Source organism: Pseudomonas azadiae, assembly GCF_019145355.1.
Lineage (GTDB): Bacteria > Pseudomonadota > Gammaproteobacteria > Pseudomonadales > Pseudomonadaceae > Aquipseudomonas > Aquipseudomonas azadiae.
In genome coordinates, this window is record NZ_JAHSTY010000001.1 from 2,496,058 (window position 1) to 2,511,690 (window position 15,633).

Consider the following 15,633-nt stretch of genomic DNA (forward strand, 5'->3'; position numbering starts at 1 on the left):
CAGCCGCCATAACAAATACAGCAGGCATAAAAAACGCCCGTTGACTGGCTATGGGCGCTGGTGCGCCGACATGTAACCGGACTTGCACGTCCGTGTCACCGTTTTTTGCGATGACGGAACGAAGACTAGGCGTGCTGACTCGCTGCGACAAGTTCATGCACTGCCCAAAATCTTGCAGGAAAAATCCGAAGCCCGCCGGTCTACAACTTCATGTCTATGCTCACAGTCCCCAAACCTTCAAGCGGATAGCTGCGGTACTCATAAACCTCACCACGAACAGTGAGGTGGATGACCCCATCCACCCGGGTCACTTGGACATCAGGCTCTTTGGTTTTCAAAAAGGGATGTGCCGAAACCAGCGCTGTCAGTATCTCCTGATCACTACCCAAGTCCTCATGAACGTAGTACCTGTAAGAAAACCCTACCGTCGCGCCGCCCTGGCTGTCACGGGCGCCATAAATTGAGCTGCCATTGCCCAAAGATTGTTTCAAAACCACTTCGTCCAGATCCGGTGCACCGGATGACATGATCCAATTGCCCCCAATGTAAATCAGGCAGGCCGCCAGCAGGCAGTTGCGCAGGATAGGTAAGAGGCCCTTAGTGGCCCTGAGAAATTGCATACTCAATACCCCTCCTTATCCAATATTGATCCCGAGGATCATCGCCAAAAGGGTCACCACCCCACCATGCCCCAAACTCCGGCATGGTGGTTTTCGCGAATGTTTGAGCGACACCTGCCGCCCGTAATAGAACACTTTCGGGAATGCCCAGTACCGTCCCTGTCGCACCATAATTGAAATTACCAAAAGCTTCGTACTGACGCCCTTGCTTCTTGTAGTTCCATGGGCCGGCTGCACGAACCTGGGAATAAAACCACGAATAGGCGAATGACGAGCCAGCCTTGAGATGAATGCGCTTGCTTTTGGATATCGCCATGTTTTCAAGAATTGAAACACTAGGCGGCATTAATGGTACGGCCATTTGCTGGTCCTTGCTGGCATTGAGGAGCGCAGAAATTAGCCACTTCACTCGGGCATGAAAACCCAATAAATCCAAATGCAGAATTCGCCTACAGCAACCACATCCCATTCCGACGAGATTTTCAGGTTGTTGCTCGGAACCTGTCTCTTTAGCCTTCGTTTGTCCAAACCCCACCCACGGGCGAACGTCATGAATCCGAACTCTAAGCCCAATCTGGGTATGCACAACCCACCTCACCCAGGCGAAATTCTGCTTGAAGATGTAATCCCTGCCGTGGGCATTACCATCACCGAAATGGCGCGACGCCTTGGCTTCGCCCGTGAGACTTTTTCAAGGATTTTGCATGGGCGTGCGCCGGTCAGCCCTGACCTTGCCGTCCGGTTGGAGCGGGCTGGCGTGAGCAGCGCCCGTTTATGGCTGTCGATGCAAAGCGCCTACGACTTGTGGCAGGCCGAGCATCGGGAGCAGCCAGTGATTGAGCGGTTTGCGCGGATTGATTGAGGTATGGAGCCGAGCGTAATTCAGTGTGGGAGCTGGCTTGCCTGCGATGGCGGTGGGTCAGCTGGCTAATGTGTGACTAACCCACCGCTATCGCAATCGCAGCATAGTTAAGGCATGCGAGCATCTGTAGTGAGCGGGCTTGTCCCGCGCTGGGCTGAAGCGGCCCCAAACCAGGCGACTCGGATTTATCTGGAACTCGGCGGCATATTCATTGGGGCGGCTTCGCCACCCAGCGCGGGACAAGCCCGCTCACTACAAAGATGTGTAGATACCTATGGCTATCGCAGGCAAGCCAGCTCTCACAGTAGGTCGCACTGAATTTGAGAAGAGTGTTCAGGCCAATCCGGATTCGACCAGCAAGGCTTCCAACCCCATGAGGTCCGGCACCTTCGCCACATGCTCCCCCACCTGCACCGCCGCCAGCTCCAGCGGGCACAGCGGCACGTCCACATAGCTCAACTCGCTGTCGAGCTTGTACGAGCGCGGAATCCCCTGGATCACCAGCGCAATAAACTTCAACGTCGACCGCTCACCCAACGCATTCAACACCACGATCCGTGAACGGGTGCCGGTCACGCTGGCTTCGCCACACACCGCTTCAAAGCTGATCAGCGGGATCTGCCGATCACGCCAGGTCACTTGCCGCAAATACCATGGCGGCGCATCGCTGGCCGGTTCGCCGCGCTGGAAGTCGATCAGCTCGGCGATGGCGACGTTGGGCAGGATCAGGTGCCGATCGGCCAACGGCAGCAGCAGGCCGGTGAGTTGGCTGGCGCGGTGGTCAAGCATGGGACTTGCTCCAATAGGCGATGCTTTCCAGCAGCACCGTCTCTTGATACGGCTTGCCGAGGTAGTCGTTCACACCAATGGCCATCGCGCGGTCGCGGTGTTTCTGGCCGGTGCGCGAGGTGATCATGATGATCGGCAGGCGCATCAGGCGCGGGTCGTTGCGCACTTGGGTGGCCACTTCGAAGCCGTCCATGCGCGGCATTTCGATGTCGAGCAGCATCAGGTCCGGCGTGTGTTCTTCCAGCACGGCGAGCGCGTCGATGCCGTCCTTGGCGGTGAGCACGTTCATGCCATTGCGCTCCAGCAGGCGGCTGGTGACTTTGCGCACGGTGACCGAATCGTCCACCACCAGCACCAGCAGCGGGCGTTTTTTCAGCGGATCGTTGAGGATCAATGGCGCGTCGACCCTCTGGGCGGGCAAGGCCGGCGGGCGGGCGCGGATATGCGCCAGCAAGTCGATGATCAGCACCACGCGTCCGTCGCCCAGGATGGTTGCGCCGGACAAGCCCTGCACGCCGGCAAACTGAGGGCCCAGGCCCTTGACCACGATCTCCCGCGTGCCGGCCATGGCGTCCACATGGATGGCCACGCGCCGCTCATTGCACTGCACCAACAGCACCGGCACCGGCTGGTACTGGCCCAGCAGTTTCGGGCGGCTGACGGTGTGCAGCAGGTCGCCGAGGTAGAACAGCTCATAGCGCTGGCCAGCGTATTCATAATGGGGCGGGTCTTGCTGATAATGCCCGGCCAACTCATGAGGCAGTACCCGAACCAAGCCTTCGAGGGTGTTGAGCGGGATCGCATATTGATCGTCCGCGCACTGCACCATCAGCGCGCGGTTGACCGACACGGTAAACGGCAGGCGGATTCGAAAATGCACGCCTGCGCCGGGCGTCGAATCGATGACCATCGAGCCACCGAGCTGGCGCACTTCTTCATGCACCACGTCCATGCCCACGCCGCGCCCGGAAATCTGGGTGATCTTCTCTGCGGTGGAGAACCCCGGCTGCAGGATGAACTGCAACACGTCGCGGTCACTCATGTCTTGATGGGGGGACAGCAGGCCGCGCTTGATCGCCTTGCGCCGCACCGCTTCCAGCGGCACCCCGGCACCGTCGTCACGCATGTCGAAGACGATATCGCCGCCTTCGTGGGTCAGGTCCAGGGTGATGCGGCCTTTCTCCGGTTTGCCGGCCAGCAGCCGTGCATCGCGGGACTCCAGCCCATGGTCGACCGCATTGCGCAACATGTGCTCCAACGGCGCCGCCATGCGTTCCAGCACGTTGCGGTCCATCTCGCCCTCGGCATTGCCGACGATGAATTCCACGTCCTTGCCCAACTCGCCCGCCACCTGGCGCACGATGCGCTTGAGGCGCGGCAGCATGCGTTCGAACGGCACCATGCGCGTGCGCATCAGGCCTTCCTGCAGCGCGGTGTTGATGCGCGCCTGCTGCTGCAGCAGGTCATGGGCATCTTCGTTGCGACGTTCGAGGGTGTCCTTGAGGTCGAGCAGGTCGGAGGCCGATTCCGACAGCGCGCGGGACAGCTGCTGCAACTGCGAGTGGCGGTCCATTTCCAGCGGGTCGAATTCTTCGTAGCCCAGGCGTTCGGCCTCGGCCTGCTGGCGGCTGAGGAGACGGCCCTGGGTTTCGCTGTCGAGACGGCGCAGTTGGTCGCGCATGCGCTCGATGGTGGTTTCCACTTCGCTCAAGGCAATACGCGCATCGTTGACTTGCTGCTCGATACGGCCACGGAAGATCGAGGTTTCGCCGGCCAGGTTGACCAGATCGTCGAGCAGCTCGGCGGAGATCTTCACCGTATCGGCAGCCGGGTCCACCGCGGCTTCCGCCTTGCCCGCCGGCAGCGCCACCGGTGTCACCGCCTCTTCGCTTGGGTGCACCAGGCTTCTGATCCGCTCGATGAGTTTGTCCACCGAGCCGACCGGCAGGCCGTCCGCCACGGCGTCGATCATCTGCGCCAGGCGGTCGTGGCAGCCTTGCAGCAGCGCAAACAGCTCGGCGGACGGCGCGAGCAACCCGGCCGACAGGCCTTCGTAGAGAAACTCCAGCTCATGGGCCAGGTCGCCGATGGGCGCAATCTCGACCATGCGCGCGCCGCCCTTGAGGGTGTGCAGGTCGCGCAGCAGGGTTTCGACTTCCTGGCGGTTGCCGGGCTCGGCCTGCCAGCGCAGCAAGGCGCTGCCGGAGCTGTCGAGAATATCAGCGGCTTCTTCGAGGAAAATATCCAGCAATTCAGGGTCGGCGGCAGACGCTTGCGCGGCCTCGGCCGGTATGGCGGGTGTGCTGCGTTGGCGCCATTCGCGCAGTTGGGCGATCAGCTCGGCGGCATCGTTCAAGGGTTGATGCTGTTGCAGTTCTTCCAGTTGCAAGTCCAAGCGTTCATGGCTGGCCATCAGCAACAGGGACAGCTCGGCCGAGTAACTGTAGCGGCGGTCCACCAGCCCTTCGTACAAGCATTCCAACTCATGGGCCAGGTCGCCGATCGGCTGGATTTCGGCCATGCGTGCGCCGCCCTTGAGGGTGTGCAAGTCGCGTTGCAACGACGACAACGGCGCGGCGTTGTCGGGATCCAGCAACCAACGCTTGAGCGCCTGTCCGGCGCTGTCGAGGATGTCCACGGCTTCTTCGAGGAAGATCTCGACGATCTCGTCGTCCACCGTCGTTTCGCGCTCCAATTGCTGCGTGGCGGCACCCAGCTCGGAAATGCTCGGCGCGCGGTTGCCGTCACGTTTGATCAGGCCGGTGGCGGACGGGTCGAGGGCTTCGTCCAGCAGCTCGCGCAGGGCTGCGACCCGCGCCGGCGCCGGGCTGACTTCCTGGCCGGCCGCCAGTTGGTCGAGCATGCTGATCAACGCTTCATGGGCCTGTTCGGCTTCGTGGAAAAACTGCTCGCTCACGGCCAGGCTGCTTTCTTCCACGGCGCCATAGAGGTCGAGCAAGGCTTCGCAGAGTGCGTCGATCGCGTGCAGGTCCGCGGCATGCGCGCCCTCGCCCAGGGTGGTCAACTCGTCCAGCAGCGCGGTGAGTTCCTGGCGCGCGCCGGGGTGCTGTTGCCAGCGGCGCAGCAGGCTTTCGGCGTCGAGCAGGATGTCCATGCCCTGGGCCAGGAAGTTGGCGATCAGGTGCGGGTCGCGCTTGATGCGCAGGCCGGTATTCGGTACGTCGAGCAGCGCTTCAAGCTGGTGATCGAGCAAGCCCTGGGTGCGGTTGATCAGGGCTTGCGCACCTTTGATCGGCGCCAGGGGGTCACTGTCCAGGTCACGCAGCGCACGCTGAAACAGGCCTTCTGCCTCCAGCAGCAACTCCACTGCATCCAGGTCCAGCGGCAGGCGATGGGCCTTGTACTCGCGGGTCAAGTGATCCAGCGGGCGCGCCAGTTCGGCAATCGGCAGCACGCCGGCCATGTAGGCGCTGCCCTTGAGGGTGTGCAAGGCGCGTTGCAGTTCGTCGCTGACTTGCAGCGGCACATGCTCGGCGGCCTGTTGCAGGAAGTGGTTGAGGCTGTCCAGATGGCTCTGGGCTTCGTTGCGGAAGATCTCCAGCAACAGCGGGTCATGGGGCTCGGCGGCCGGCGCTTGCGTACCGCTGGCCAGCGCATGGGCGCGGGCGGCCAGGGCGTCGACTTCATCGCGTTGGCGTTGATCGTCGGTGGCAAAGTCGGCGATCAGTTCGGGCAGCAAGGCCACCGCTTCATCCAGCACCTGCTGCACCTCGGCGCCGAGGACCACGCTGCGTTCCAGGACGCGATTGAGCAGGTTTTCCACGGCCCAGGCCAGTTCGGCCAATACCAGGGCGCGCACCATGCGGCCGCTGCCTTTGAGCGTGTGGAACGCACGGCGCATTTCACCCTGGGCCGTCTTGTCGACGCTGTTGGGCAGGTGGCGGTGCAGCGCCTCAAGAACTTCGTCGGTTTCCTCAAGGAAGACTTCGCGCAGTTCATCGTCGATGGGTGCCTCATCGGCCAGTGGCGGCAGCAAACTACCCGGGCGCTGCAGGGCCGGCGGGTTCAGGCGCGACGTCGGACTGGCCAGCGCATCGAACTGGGATTGGCTCGGCGTGACCTCGCCCGAAAGCGCGCCATCCGGCGCAGCCAACGCCTGGCGCCAGGGTTTTTCGGCGGGCAGGTAACCCAATGCAGCCAGGCCTTGGGTGGCCAGTTCCAGCACTCGTTCGCCAGTAGCATCCGGGTCCTGGAGCAGGCGTTCGAGGTAATACTCCAAGCCGCTGATCACGTCGGCGAAATGCGCCAGTTGCGGCTGCGAAGGCGCAGCGTCGTTGCCCATCAATTGTTCGTCGACATAGTCGGTGCAACCGCGCATCAGGCTCGCCGCGCGGGGTAACGGGATCATCGCGAGCGCGCCGCGCACCTGGCTCAGCAGCTCCGGCAGGGATTCCAGGCGCTGGCGGTCCCAGTGCGCTTCGATGCAGTCGATCACCAGCTCCTTGGCTTGCTTGAGGCACTGCCAGGATTCGCGAATCACCAATTGGTGGATCTGGGTCAGGTCGGTGGTCGGCAGGCGGCTTTCTTCGCGACTTTCCGGCTCGACGGTGCCGACCATGCCCGCCAGCGTGGCTTCGACGTAGAGCAACGCGCCGGCCACGTCCATCAACACGGCGTCGTTGGGTTCGCGCTGGCCTTGGGCCAGGCTCAGCACCACGGCGAGCTGGTCGATGATGACTTTGCGCGGCTGGCCGAAGCCCAGCACCGCCAGGGTGTCGGCGATCTGCCGCAGCGGTGCCAGCAACGCGTCAAGGTCGCTGGTGTGCTGGCGGTCGCTGCGTACAAATAAGTCGAGGCGTTCCTTGACCCGCACCAGTTCTTCACACAAGGCACCCAGCACCGAGCCCATGGCGTTGCGGTCCGCGCCGGCCAGGCGGGCGCGTTCGGCATCGACCACGGCACTGTCGGGCAAGGCCTCGTCCAGGCCGTAGCGTTCCTTGAGGCTTTGCATGCGCGGTGTCGGCCGGGTGACCTTGGCCACATAGAACAACAGGCTCTTGAGCAGCTCGTCCGGCGCCGGCTGGTTGACCCCGTCGATACCTTGGGCGAGCAGACGCTTGAGTTGTTTGTCGCTGGCCTTGAGCAGGCTGCGCAACGCCGGGCTGTTGGCGATCACGCCGGTGAGCATGCCTTCGACCAGTGCCGAGGCGACCTGCCACAGCGGCAACAGCGGCGCGCCCTGGCACAAGGCTTCAAGGCGTGCGAACACCCGCGCCATGTCCTCCAGGTTGCTCGGGCCGTGGTCTTCGCGCAGCAATCCCGCCAGCGCCTGTTGCAACAGGTGGTGCCACTGGCGCAATTGCTCTTTGAGGTCGGGCACCGCACGTTGGGCCAGGGCTTCATCGGGCAACGGCGCTATCGTCAGCAACTGCGGGCTGAACAGGCTGGTCTCCGACAGCAGGCTTTCGCCGTGCGCGCTGCGCAGGTCGTTGAGCAGCGGCAGCACCACCAGCGGCAAGTCACGGCGGGCGCTGTGCACGCGGTCCAGATACAACGGCAGTTGGCCGAGGGCCTGTTGCAGCAGGCGGATGCTTTCGTCGCGCTGGCTGACGCGCTCGGCCTGCAGGGCCACGGCGAGTGCTTCAATTTCTTCGGCCAACAGCGCCGCGCCGTAGAACTCGACCATCTGCAGGGCGCCATGCACTTGATGAACGCACGCCAGGCACTCGCCGAGGGCGTCGCCGTCGGTGGTTTGGGCATACGCATCCAGCGCAGACCGGGCCTGTTTCAGGGTTTCGGCAATGTCGTCCTTGACCCATTCGAGGGCCACGTAGTCGTGCCGATCAACCATATTCACTCCGGTGAGAATTTTTGAGTTGCAGATGCCGCCAGGAATAATGGAGATCTAATGTGGGAGCTGGCTTGCCTGCGATGGCGGTCTGTCAGTTGATATATAGGTAGCTGACCCACCGCTATCGCAGGCAAGCCAGCTCCCACATTTGGACTGTGGTGTTCTTTGGGTCGCATTTCAATCATCGACCTGTTGTGGCGGCGGGAGGGTGAAACCCGACACCGATCTGCGCAACTCGCTGGCCATTTTCGCCAGGTTACCAATGCTTTCGGCGGTGGCCGTGGAGCCCGACGACGTTTGGGTGGTGATCTGCTGGATCACGTTCATGGTCAGGGAAATCTGCCCCGCCGACGACGTCTGTTGCTGCGCCGCATTGGAGATACTCTGGATCAGCGCCGCCAGGGTTTTCGACACGCCTTCGATCTCTTCCAGCGCCACGCCGGCATCCTGCGCCAGGCGTGCGCCGCGCACCACTTCGGTGGTGGTCTGTTCCATGGAGATTACCGCTTCGTTGGTGTCGGCCTGGATCGCGCGCACCAGGGTTTCGATCTGCCGGGTCGCGGCCGATGAGCGCTCGGCCAGCCGCTGCACTTCATCGGCCACCACGGCAAATCCGCGCCCGGCATCGCCGGCCATGCTGGCCTGGATTGCAGCGTTCAGGGCGAGGATGTTGGTCTGGTCGGCAATGTCATCAATCAGGCTGACGATGTCGCCAATCTCCTGGGACGACTCGCCCAGGCGCTTGATGCGCTTGGCGGTGTCCTGGATCTGCTCGCGAATGTTGTCCATGCCGTGGATGGTGTTGTGCACCACCTCGTTGCCCTTGTTGGCGATCTCCACCGAGCGCTCCGCGACGGCTGAGGATTCTGCGGCGTTGGCCGACACCTGGTCGATGGACTGGGCCATCTGGTTGATCGCGGTGGAGGCTTCGGCGATCTGCTGGGCCTGGTGTTCCGAGGCCTGGGCCAGGTGCATGGCAGTGGCCTGGGTGTCCTGCACCGCGCCGGCGACTTGCCCGGCGGTGAGGTTGATGGTGGCGACCAGGTCGCGCAACTGGTCCACGGAATAATTGATGGAGTCGGCGATGGTGCCGGTGAAGTCTTCGGTCACCGAGGCGGTCACCGTAAGATCGCCGTCGGCCAGGTCTTCGATTTCGTCCAGCAGGCGCATGATCGCGTTCTGGTTGCGCTCGTTTTTCTCGGCGGTTTCACGCAATTGACGGTTGGTCTCGCGCACCATGACGAGGCCGATCAGGATGATTGAGGTCAACGCCAGCAGGCCCAGCACATAGCCGCCGATGGTGTCGAAGCTGCGCCCGCTGGCCAGGTTTTCAAATCCGGTGGCCAGGTGCGAGGCTTCGTCGAGCAGGGTTTGCGACAGGTTGAAGATATTGCTCGCGGAGGCGCGCACCTGGAACAGTTGCGGCGAGGTTTCGAGGATTTCATCCACGGACCCGGAGACAAACTCGAACAGCTCGGCGATTTCTCCCAGCCGTGCACGGGCATCGCGGTCCTCGACTTGCGTGATGCGCAGCCCTGGGTTGCCGTTGAGCATGCCGTTGAGCACCACGCCGAAGCGGTTGGCATCGCGACCAAAGGCATCGGCGGCCTGCACAGCGTTTTCATCGCCGGCCAGGACGGTGTTGACCGCGCCCAGAATTCGTTCGGCCAGCAACGACTGGCGCTGGGCCAGGGCCACCTGGCTGGCCGGGGCGCCGCGTTGCAGGAGGATGTCGACAACCTTTTCCGATTCCATCTGCAGTTGCGGCACGGTTTCGGCGAGCGTCGCGGCCACCTGATGCAAAGACAGCACCGTTTGTTCGCTGGCGAGGATCGCATCGGTGTTTTTCAGCAGCGCTTCCCAGTCGGTCTGCACCGCGCGCATTTCGGCGCGCACGGCGCTGGGTGCGGCGGGCAGGCCGGTTTGCGGGTCGCCTTTTTTCAGGTAACCCCAGCGCTGGGCAAAGTCGTTACGTGCATCCGCCAACAGCTTGAACGCAGCGGCCTTGCCGGTAGCGGCCTCGGTGGCGTTCTTGGCAATGCGCTGGGACAGCACGCGCAGCTCACCGGCGTGGCCGATGTACTGCTTGTCGTAGGTGGACTGGGTGTTGAGGTACGCAAAGTTGGCGAACAGCAACATGATGAACACGATCAGCGCAATAAACAGCACGATGATCTGCGAACGGCTGCGCGAGCCGGCCTGGGGCCTGGGGGTGGTAGCGGTGGTCATGCGGCAACGTCCATGAAACCCGGGGCCTGGGCCAGGGCGAAGGGGCTGAAGACCTGCCACTGCGGGTCGCCATCGAATCGGCCCTGAATGAACGGCGCACCGGCAGCGGCGTTCGCCAGCAGGGCGTCTTGCGCAAAATGTTGCATGCCCACCACCTCGTCCACCAACAGCCCGACAAACAGGTCGTTGTATTCCACCACCAATACCCGCCGTTGTTTGCGCGCCTTGGACAGCTCAAGGCCGAGGAAACCGCCCAGGTCCATCACCGGCAACAAGCGCCCACGCAGGTTGGCCACGCCCTTGACCCAGGCCTTGACCCCGGGCATCAAGGTGCAACGCGGCTCATGCAGGACTTCGGCCACTTCACCCATGGGCGCCACATACCACTGCTCGCCCAAGCGAAAGCCGATGCCGCTCCAACGTTGCAGGCGAGCTTCCTGGGATGGCAGGTCGGCAGCCAGCAGGCGGCAGCGGCGGTCGATGTCCAGCAACAGTTCGAAGGCGGTGTGCGACTCGGTCATGATGGCGTGCCGTCAGCCGGCCAGCACCTTATTCAGGGTGGCGATCAGGGTTTCTTCATCCACCGGCTTGGTCAGGTAATCCTTGGCGCCCTGGCGCGTGCCCCACACCTTGTCGGTTTCCTGGTCTTTAGTGGTGATGATGATCACCGGAATGTGCTCGGTTTCTTTGTCTTTGGTCAGTTGGCGCGTGGCCTGGAAGCCGTTGAGGCCTGGCATGACGATGTCCATCAATACCGCGTCTGGCTTTTCCTGGCGTGCGAGCGCTACGCCATCGCCGCCGTTGGCGGCCTTTAGGACCTCGTGCCCGTGCTTTTCCAGCATGCCGGTCAGTTTGTACATTTCGGTCGGCGAATCGTCGACGATCAGAACACGTGCCATGGTTTTCCCCACTACATAGGTGGACGCCGCCCTTGTGGGGCGGCGTCAGTGTGCTTGTTCTACTGCGGCGAACCCTGGCACGTAGGCCTTGATCGCGCCCAGCAGTTCTTCCTTGCTGAAAGGCTTGGTCAAAAACTGATCGACACCCACGATGCGCCCCTTGGCCTTGTCGAACAGGCCGTCCTTGGAGGACAACATGATCACCGGGATCGATTTGAACGCCGGGTTGTTCTTCACCAGCGCGCAAGTCTGATAGCCATCCAGGCGCGGCATCATGATGTCGACAAAAATAATGTGCGGGTGATGGTCAACAATCCGGGCCAGGGCATCAAAACCGTCGATGGCCGTGATGACCTCGCACCCCACGTTCTTCAACAGGGTTTCAGCGGTGCGGCGGATCGTCTTCGAGTCGTCGATCACCATCACCCTCAAGGCGTTGGAATGCTGTTCCATATCTGCTCTGCCATCGCCACAGCGAATCGGTTTTTTTGTGTGTACTGCCTGATGTTGCCCAGGATGGGCGCCGCAAGCCTTGGAATTCAAGGGCTGCTGCGCCGTGGCAGTCTTTTTAGCACAGTCTTTGGGCGCAATCTATCGAGCAACCCGCCAGGTGGTTTTTCCTTGACCCACAACAGCCACAGCGCCACTCTGACGCCACTTTTATGCGCCTAATTTGCTAGAGGAAATCCCCATGAGCGTTCGCGTCGGCATTGTCATGGACCCTATCGCCAGCATTTCCTATAAAAAGGACAGCTCGCTGGCCATGCTCCTGGCCGCCCAGGCCCGCGGCTGGACCTTGTTCTACATGGAACAGCGAGACCTTTACCAGGGTGACGGTGAAGCCCGCGCACGCATGCGTCCGCTGCAGGTGTTTGCCAACCCCGAAAAGTGGTTTGAGCTGTCGGACGAAATCGACAGCCCGCTGAGCGATCTGGACGTGATCCTGATGCGCAAGGACCCGCCGTTCGACATGGAATTCGTCTACTCCACCTACCTGCTGGAGCAGGCCGAGCGCGCCGGCGTGCTGATCGTCAACAAGCCGCAGAGCCTGCGCGACTGCAATGAAAAACTGTTCGCCACGCTGTTCCCGCAGTGCACGCCGCCGACCGTGGTCAGCCGCCGAGCCGACGTGCTGCGTGAGTTCGCCGCCAAGCACGGTGATGTGATCCTCAAGCCACTGGACGGCATGGGCGGCACCTCGATTTTCCGTCACCGCGCCGGCGACCCGAACCTGTCGGTTATCCTCGAGACCCTGACGGCCCTGGGCACCCAGCAGATCATGGGCCAGGCCTACCTGCCGGCGATCAAGGACGGCGACAAGCGCATCCTGATGATCGACGGCGAACCGGTGGATTACTGCCTGGCGCGTATCCCGGCAGCCGGCGAGACGCGCGGCAACCTGGCGGCCGGTGGGCGTGGTGAAGCACGGCCGTTGTCGGACAAGGACCGCTGGATCGCGTCCCAGGTCGGCCCGACCCTGCGTGAAAAGGGCTTGCTGTTTGTCGGCCTGGACGTGATCGGTGAACACCTGACTGAAATCAACGTCACCAGCCCGACCTGTATTCGCGAGATCGACAATGCATTTGGCACGAACATCGGCGAAATGTTGATGGCTGCCATTGAGCGCAAGCTGCAAGCCAAGTGACATAGAACAGCCGGACACAGACCAACATTGCGTTATCATGCGCCACCTGTGAAGCGCGCGATGTTGGTTTTTTTGTCATGACACTCCCGTCCGATTTGCCCCCAGAACTCTCCCACCGCGGCGTGCGCCCGGCTGATCGGCTCGGATTTACCCTGTTTCTGGCGGCACTGATTCACCTGGCCCTGATCCTCGGCGTGGGGTTCTCGATGGTCGAGCCCAAGCAAATCAGCAAAACCCTGGAAATCACCCTTGCCACGTTCAAAAGCGAAAAGAAGCCCGAAAAGGCCGACTTCCTCGCCCAGGACAATCAGCAGGGCAGCGGCACGCTGGATAAAAAGGCCGTGCCCAAGACCACCGAAGTGGCGCCGTTCCAGGACAACAAGGTGAATAAAGTCACGCCGCCGCCGGCGCCCAAGCCGGAGGTCAAGCAGGCCACGCCCAAAGCCGCCATCACCACCGTCGCACCCAAGCCGCAAAAAGCCCCGACCCAGCGCGAAAAGGTCAAGACCGAACCGAAACCCGAGCCCGTCAAGCCGGCGCCGATCTTCGACAGCTCGACGCTGACCGACGAGATTTCCAGCCTGGAAGCCGAGCTGGCCAATGAGCAGCAGTTGTACGCCAAGCGTCCGCGCATCTACCGGCTGAACGCTGCGTCGACCATGCGTGACAAAGGCGCCTGGTATAAGGATGAATGGCGCAAGAAGGTCGAGCGCATCGGCAACCTCAACTACCCCGAAGAAGCCCGGCGCCAGCAGATATACGGCAATCTGCGCCTGTTGGTGTCGATCAACCGCGACGGCACATTATATGAAGTGCAGGTGCTGGAATCTTCCGGCCAGCCACTGCTGGACCAGGCCGCCCAGCGTATCGTGCGCCTGGCTGCGCCGTTTGCCCCGTTTACCGGCGATTTGAACGACGTGGACCGCCTGGAAATCATCCGCACCTGGAAGTTCGCCAAGGGTGATCGGCTGTCCAGCAACTAACGCTGGCCTTACGGACGGTAACCGGCCTCTGTGGCGAGCGGGCTAGCCACAACGCCCCGTTTGCCACAATTAGGGGCCATCCCAGCTTGTCAGTTCGCCCCTCCAACGCCACACTAGCGGACATGAAAAATGTCAGCCCGACCTACCTCAAGCACCAATTCCTGATCGCCATGCCCCATATGGCCGACCCGAACTTTGCGCAGACCTTGACCTACATCGTCGAGCACACGGCCAATGGTGCCATGGGGCTGGTGGTGAACCGTCCACAGGAGCTGAGCCTGGCCGATATCCTTGAGCAATTGCGCCCGGAAATCGATCCGCCAGCCAGTTGCCAGCACGTGCCCATCTACTTCGGCGGGCCGGTGCAGCCCGATCGTGGTTTTGTGCTGCACCCCAGCGGGCCGACATTTCAGGCTACGGTTGATCTGGAAGGCGTGTCGCTGTCCACTTCCCAGGATGTGCTGTTTGCCATCGCCGACGGCGTGGGCCCCGAGCAAAGCGTGATCACCCTCGGCTACGCCGGTTGGGAAGCAGGCCAGTTGGAAGCCGAACTGGCGAGCAATGCGTGGCTGACGTGCCCGTTTGATGCCGATATCCTGTTCAACACCCCCAGCGAACTGCGCCTGGAAGCAGCAGCGGCCACGCTGCGGGTCAACCTCAGCCTGTTGACCAGCCAGGCGGGGCACGCCTGATGGCTTTACGCCTGATCCTCGGCTTTGACTACGGCACCAAACAGATCGGCGTGGCGGTTGGCCAGGTGATCACCGGCCAGGCCCGCGAGCTGTGCACCTTGAAAGCCCAGAACGGCATACCGGACTGGAACCAGGTCGAGGCCCTCATAAAAGAATGGAAGCCTGACGCGGTCGTGGTCGGCCTGCCGTTGAACATGGACGGCACGCCCAGCGATATGTGCCTGCGCGCTGAAAAATTCGCACGCCGCCTCAACGGCCGCTACAACATTCCCTTTTATACCCACGATGAACGCCTCACCACCTTTGAAGCCAAGGGCGAGCGGCGCGACCGTGGCGGACAGAAAGGCAGCTACCGCGACAACCCCGTGGACGCCATCGCGGCCGCTCTGTTGTTGCAGGGTTGGCTGGACGAAAACAGCGCTTTATTTGAATCCTGACTGACGCGGCTTGCCGCAATGCTTTTTGCTTTTGTAGGAGCGAGCTTGCTCGCGAAAAACGCCATCGATAACGCGTAAACCCTTTATGAACGTGGTGTCTGTGAGTTTTTCGCGAGCAAGCTCGCTCCTACAAACCTACTGAAGGAGCCACCATGAGCTTGCCGAACCCCGCCGAACTGATCAGCCAGATGGCCGCGCGCCTCACGGCCCATCTGCAGCACCGTGCCATCAGCGAGCCACGTTTCATCGGCATTCGTACCGGCGGTGTGTGGGTCGCCCAGGCTTTGCTGGAGGAATTGGGCAGCGACTCGCCCTTGGGTACGCTCGACGTGTCCTTCTACCGCGACGACTTCAGCCAGAACGGCCTGCACCCGCAAGTGCGCCCATCGGCCCTGCCGTTCGAGATCGAAGGCCAGCACCTGGTGCTGATCGACGACGTGCTGATGAGCGGCCGCACCATCCGCGCCGCCCTGAACGAGCTGTTCGACTACGGCCGCCCGGCCAGCGTGACCCTGGTGTGCCTGCTGGACCTGGACGCCGGCGAACTGCCGATCAGCCCGGATGTGGTCGGCGCCACACTGTCGCTTGCCGCCCACCAGCGGGTAAAATTGTCCGGTCCCACGCCGCTCGAACTCGAACTGCAAGACCTTGCCCTTTAAACCGCC

General features: G+C 62.2%; 14 protein-coding genes. 6 read left to right on the top strand and 8 right to left on the bottom strand.

What is annotated here, in order from left to right:
• Positions 1–200: 200 nt before the first annotated feature.
• Positions 201–620 carry a hypothetical protein gene (locus tag KVG91_RS11385; protein ID WP_169377475.1) on the bottom strand — a complete coding sequence of 140 codons (420 nt, stop codon included), beginning with the start codon at positions 618–620 and terminating at the stop codon, positions 201–203.
• The gene (locus tag KVG91_RS11390) at positions 598–981 is read right to left on the bottom strand and encodes a polymorphic toxin type 44 domain-containing protein (protein ID WP_178115197.1); all 384 of its coding nucleotides are present in this window, start codon (positions 979–981) and stop codon (positions 598–600) included. The genes KVG91_RS11385 and KVG91_RS11390 overlap by 23 nt, the downstream gene beginning before the upstream one ends.
• A 213-nt stretch (positions 982–1,194) precedes the next feature.
• Between KVG91_RS11390 and KVG91_RS11395 the strand changes: the two genes are divergently transcribed.
• Positions 1,195–1,482, top strand: coding sequence for a HigA family addiction module antitoxin (locus tag KVG91_RS11395; RefSeq protein ID WP_169377473.1), 288 nt, complete (start codon positions 1,195–1,197; stop codon positions 1,480–1,482).
• A gap of 333 nt (positions 1,483–1,815) precedes the next feature.
• On the opposite strand, the gene KVG91_RS11400 is transcribed toward KVG91_RS11395, so the two are convergent.
• From KVG91_RS11400 to pilG, 6 genes are all read right to left on the bottom strand, one after another.
• Positions 1,816–2,271, bottom strand: a complete 456-nt coding sequence (locus KVG91_RS11400; protein ID WP_169376064.1) for a chemotaxis protein CheW — start codon at positions 2,269–2,271, stop codon at positions 1,816–1,818.
• The gene (locus KVG91_RS11405) at positions 2,264–8,083 is read right to left on the bottom strand and encodes an Hpt domain-containing protein (RefSeq protein ID WP_169376065.1); all 5,820 of its coding nucleotides are present in this window, start codon (positions 8,081–8,083) and stop codon (positions 2,264–2,266) included. The genes KVG91_RS11400 and KVG91_RS11405 overlap by 8 nt, the downstream gene beginning before the upstream one ends.
• A gap of 177 nt (positions 8,084–8,260) precedes the next feature.
• Complete coding sequence (locus KVG91_RS11410; protein ID WP_169376066.1) at positions 8,261–10,312, bottom strand: methyl-accepting chemotaxis protein; 2,052 nt, start codon at positions 10,310–10,312, stop codon at positions 8,261–8,263.
• Positions 10,309–10,833 carry a chemotaxis protein CheW gene (locus KVG91_RS11415; protein ID WP_169376067.1) on the bottom strand — a complete coding sequence of 175 codons (525 nt, stop codon included), beginning with the start codon at positions 10,831–10,833 and terminating at the stop codon, positions 10,309–10,311. Before KVG91_RS11415 ends, KVG91_RS11410 begins: the two co-directional genes overlap by 4 nt.
• A gap of 12 nt (positions 10,834–10,845) precedes the next feature.
• Positions 10,846–11,211 carry a twitching motility response regulator PilH gene (gene pilH / locus KVG91_RS11420; RefSeq protein WP_034116227.1) on the bottom strand — a complete coding sequence of 122 codons (366 nt, stop codon included), beginning with the start codon at positions 11,209–11,211 and terminating at the stop codon, positions 10,846–10,848.
• 45 nt (positions 11,212–11,256) lie between these two features.
• Positions 11,257–11,664, bottom strand: a complete 408-nt coding sequence (pilG, locus tag KVG91_RS11425) for a twitching motility response regulator PilG (protein WP_159937636.1) — start codon at positions 11,662–11,664, stop codon at positions 11,257–11,259.
• 238 nt (positions 11,665–11,902) lie between these two features.
• On the opposite strand from pilG, the gene gshB reads away from it, so the two are divergent.
• From gshB to pyrR, 5 genes are all read left to right on the top strand, one after another.
• Positions 11,903–12,856, top strand: coding sequence for a glutathione synthase (gshB, locus tag KVG91_RS11430; protein WP_169376068.1), 954 nt, complete (start codon positions 11,903–11,905; stop codon positions 12,854–12,856).
• A 77-nt stretch (positions 12,857–12,933) separates the two neighbouring features.
• Positions 12,934–13,839, top strand: coding sequence for an energy transducer TonB (locus KVG91_RS11435; protein WP_169376069.1), 906 nt, complete (start codon positions 12,934–12,936; stop codon positions 13,837–13,839).
• 122 nt (positions 13,840–13,961) lie between these two features.
• Positions 13,962–14,531, top strand: a complete 570-nt coding sequence (locus KVG91_RS11440; protein ID WP_169376070.1) for a YqgE/AlgH family protein — start codon at positions 13,962–13,964, stop codon at positions 14,529–14,531.
• The gene (gene ruvX / locus KVG91_RS11445) at positions 14,531–14,968 is read left to right on the top strand and encodes a Holliday junction resolvase RuvX (RefSeq protein WP_169376071.1); all 438 of its coding nucleotides are present in this window, start codon (positions 14,531–14,533) and stop codon (positions 14,966–14,968) included. The genes KVG91_RS11440 and ruvX overlap by 1 nt, the downstream gene beginning before the upstream one ends.
• Before the next feature lie 152 nt (positions 14,969–15,120).
• The gene (pyrR, locus tag KVG91_RS11450; protein WP_169376072.1) at positions 15,121–15,627 is read left to right on the top strand and encodes a bifunctional pyr operon transcriptional regulator/uracil phosphoribosyltransferase PyrR; all 507 of its coding nucleotides are present in this window, start codon (positions 15,121–15,123) and stop codon (positions 15,625–15,627) included.
• Positions 15,628–15,633 lie beyond the last annotated feature (6 nt).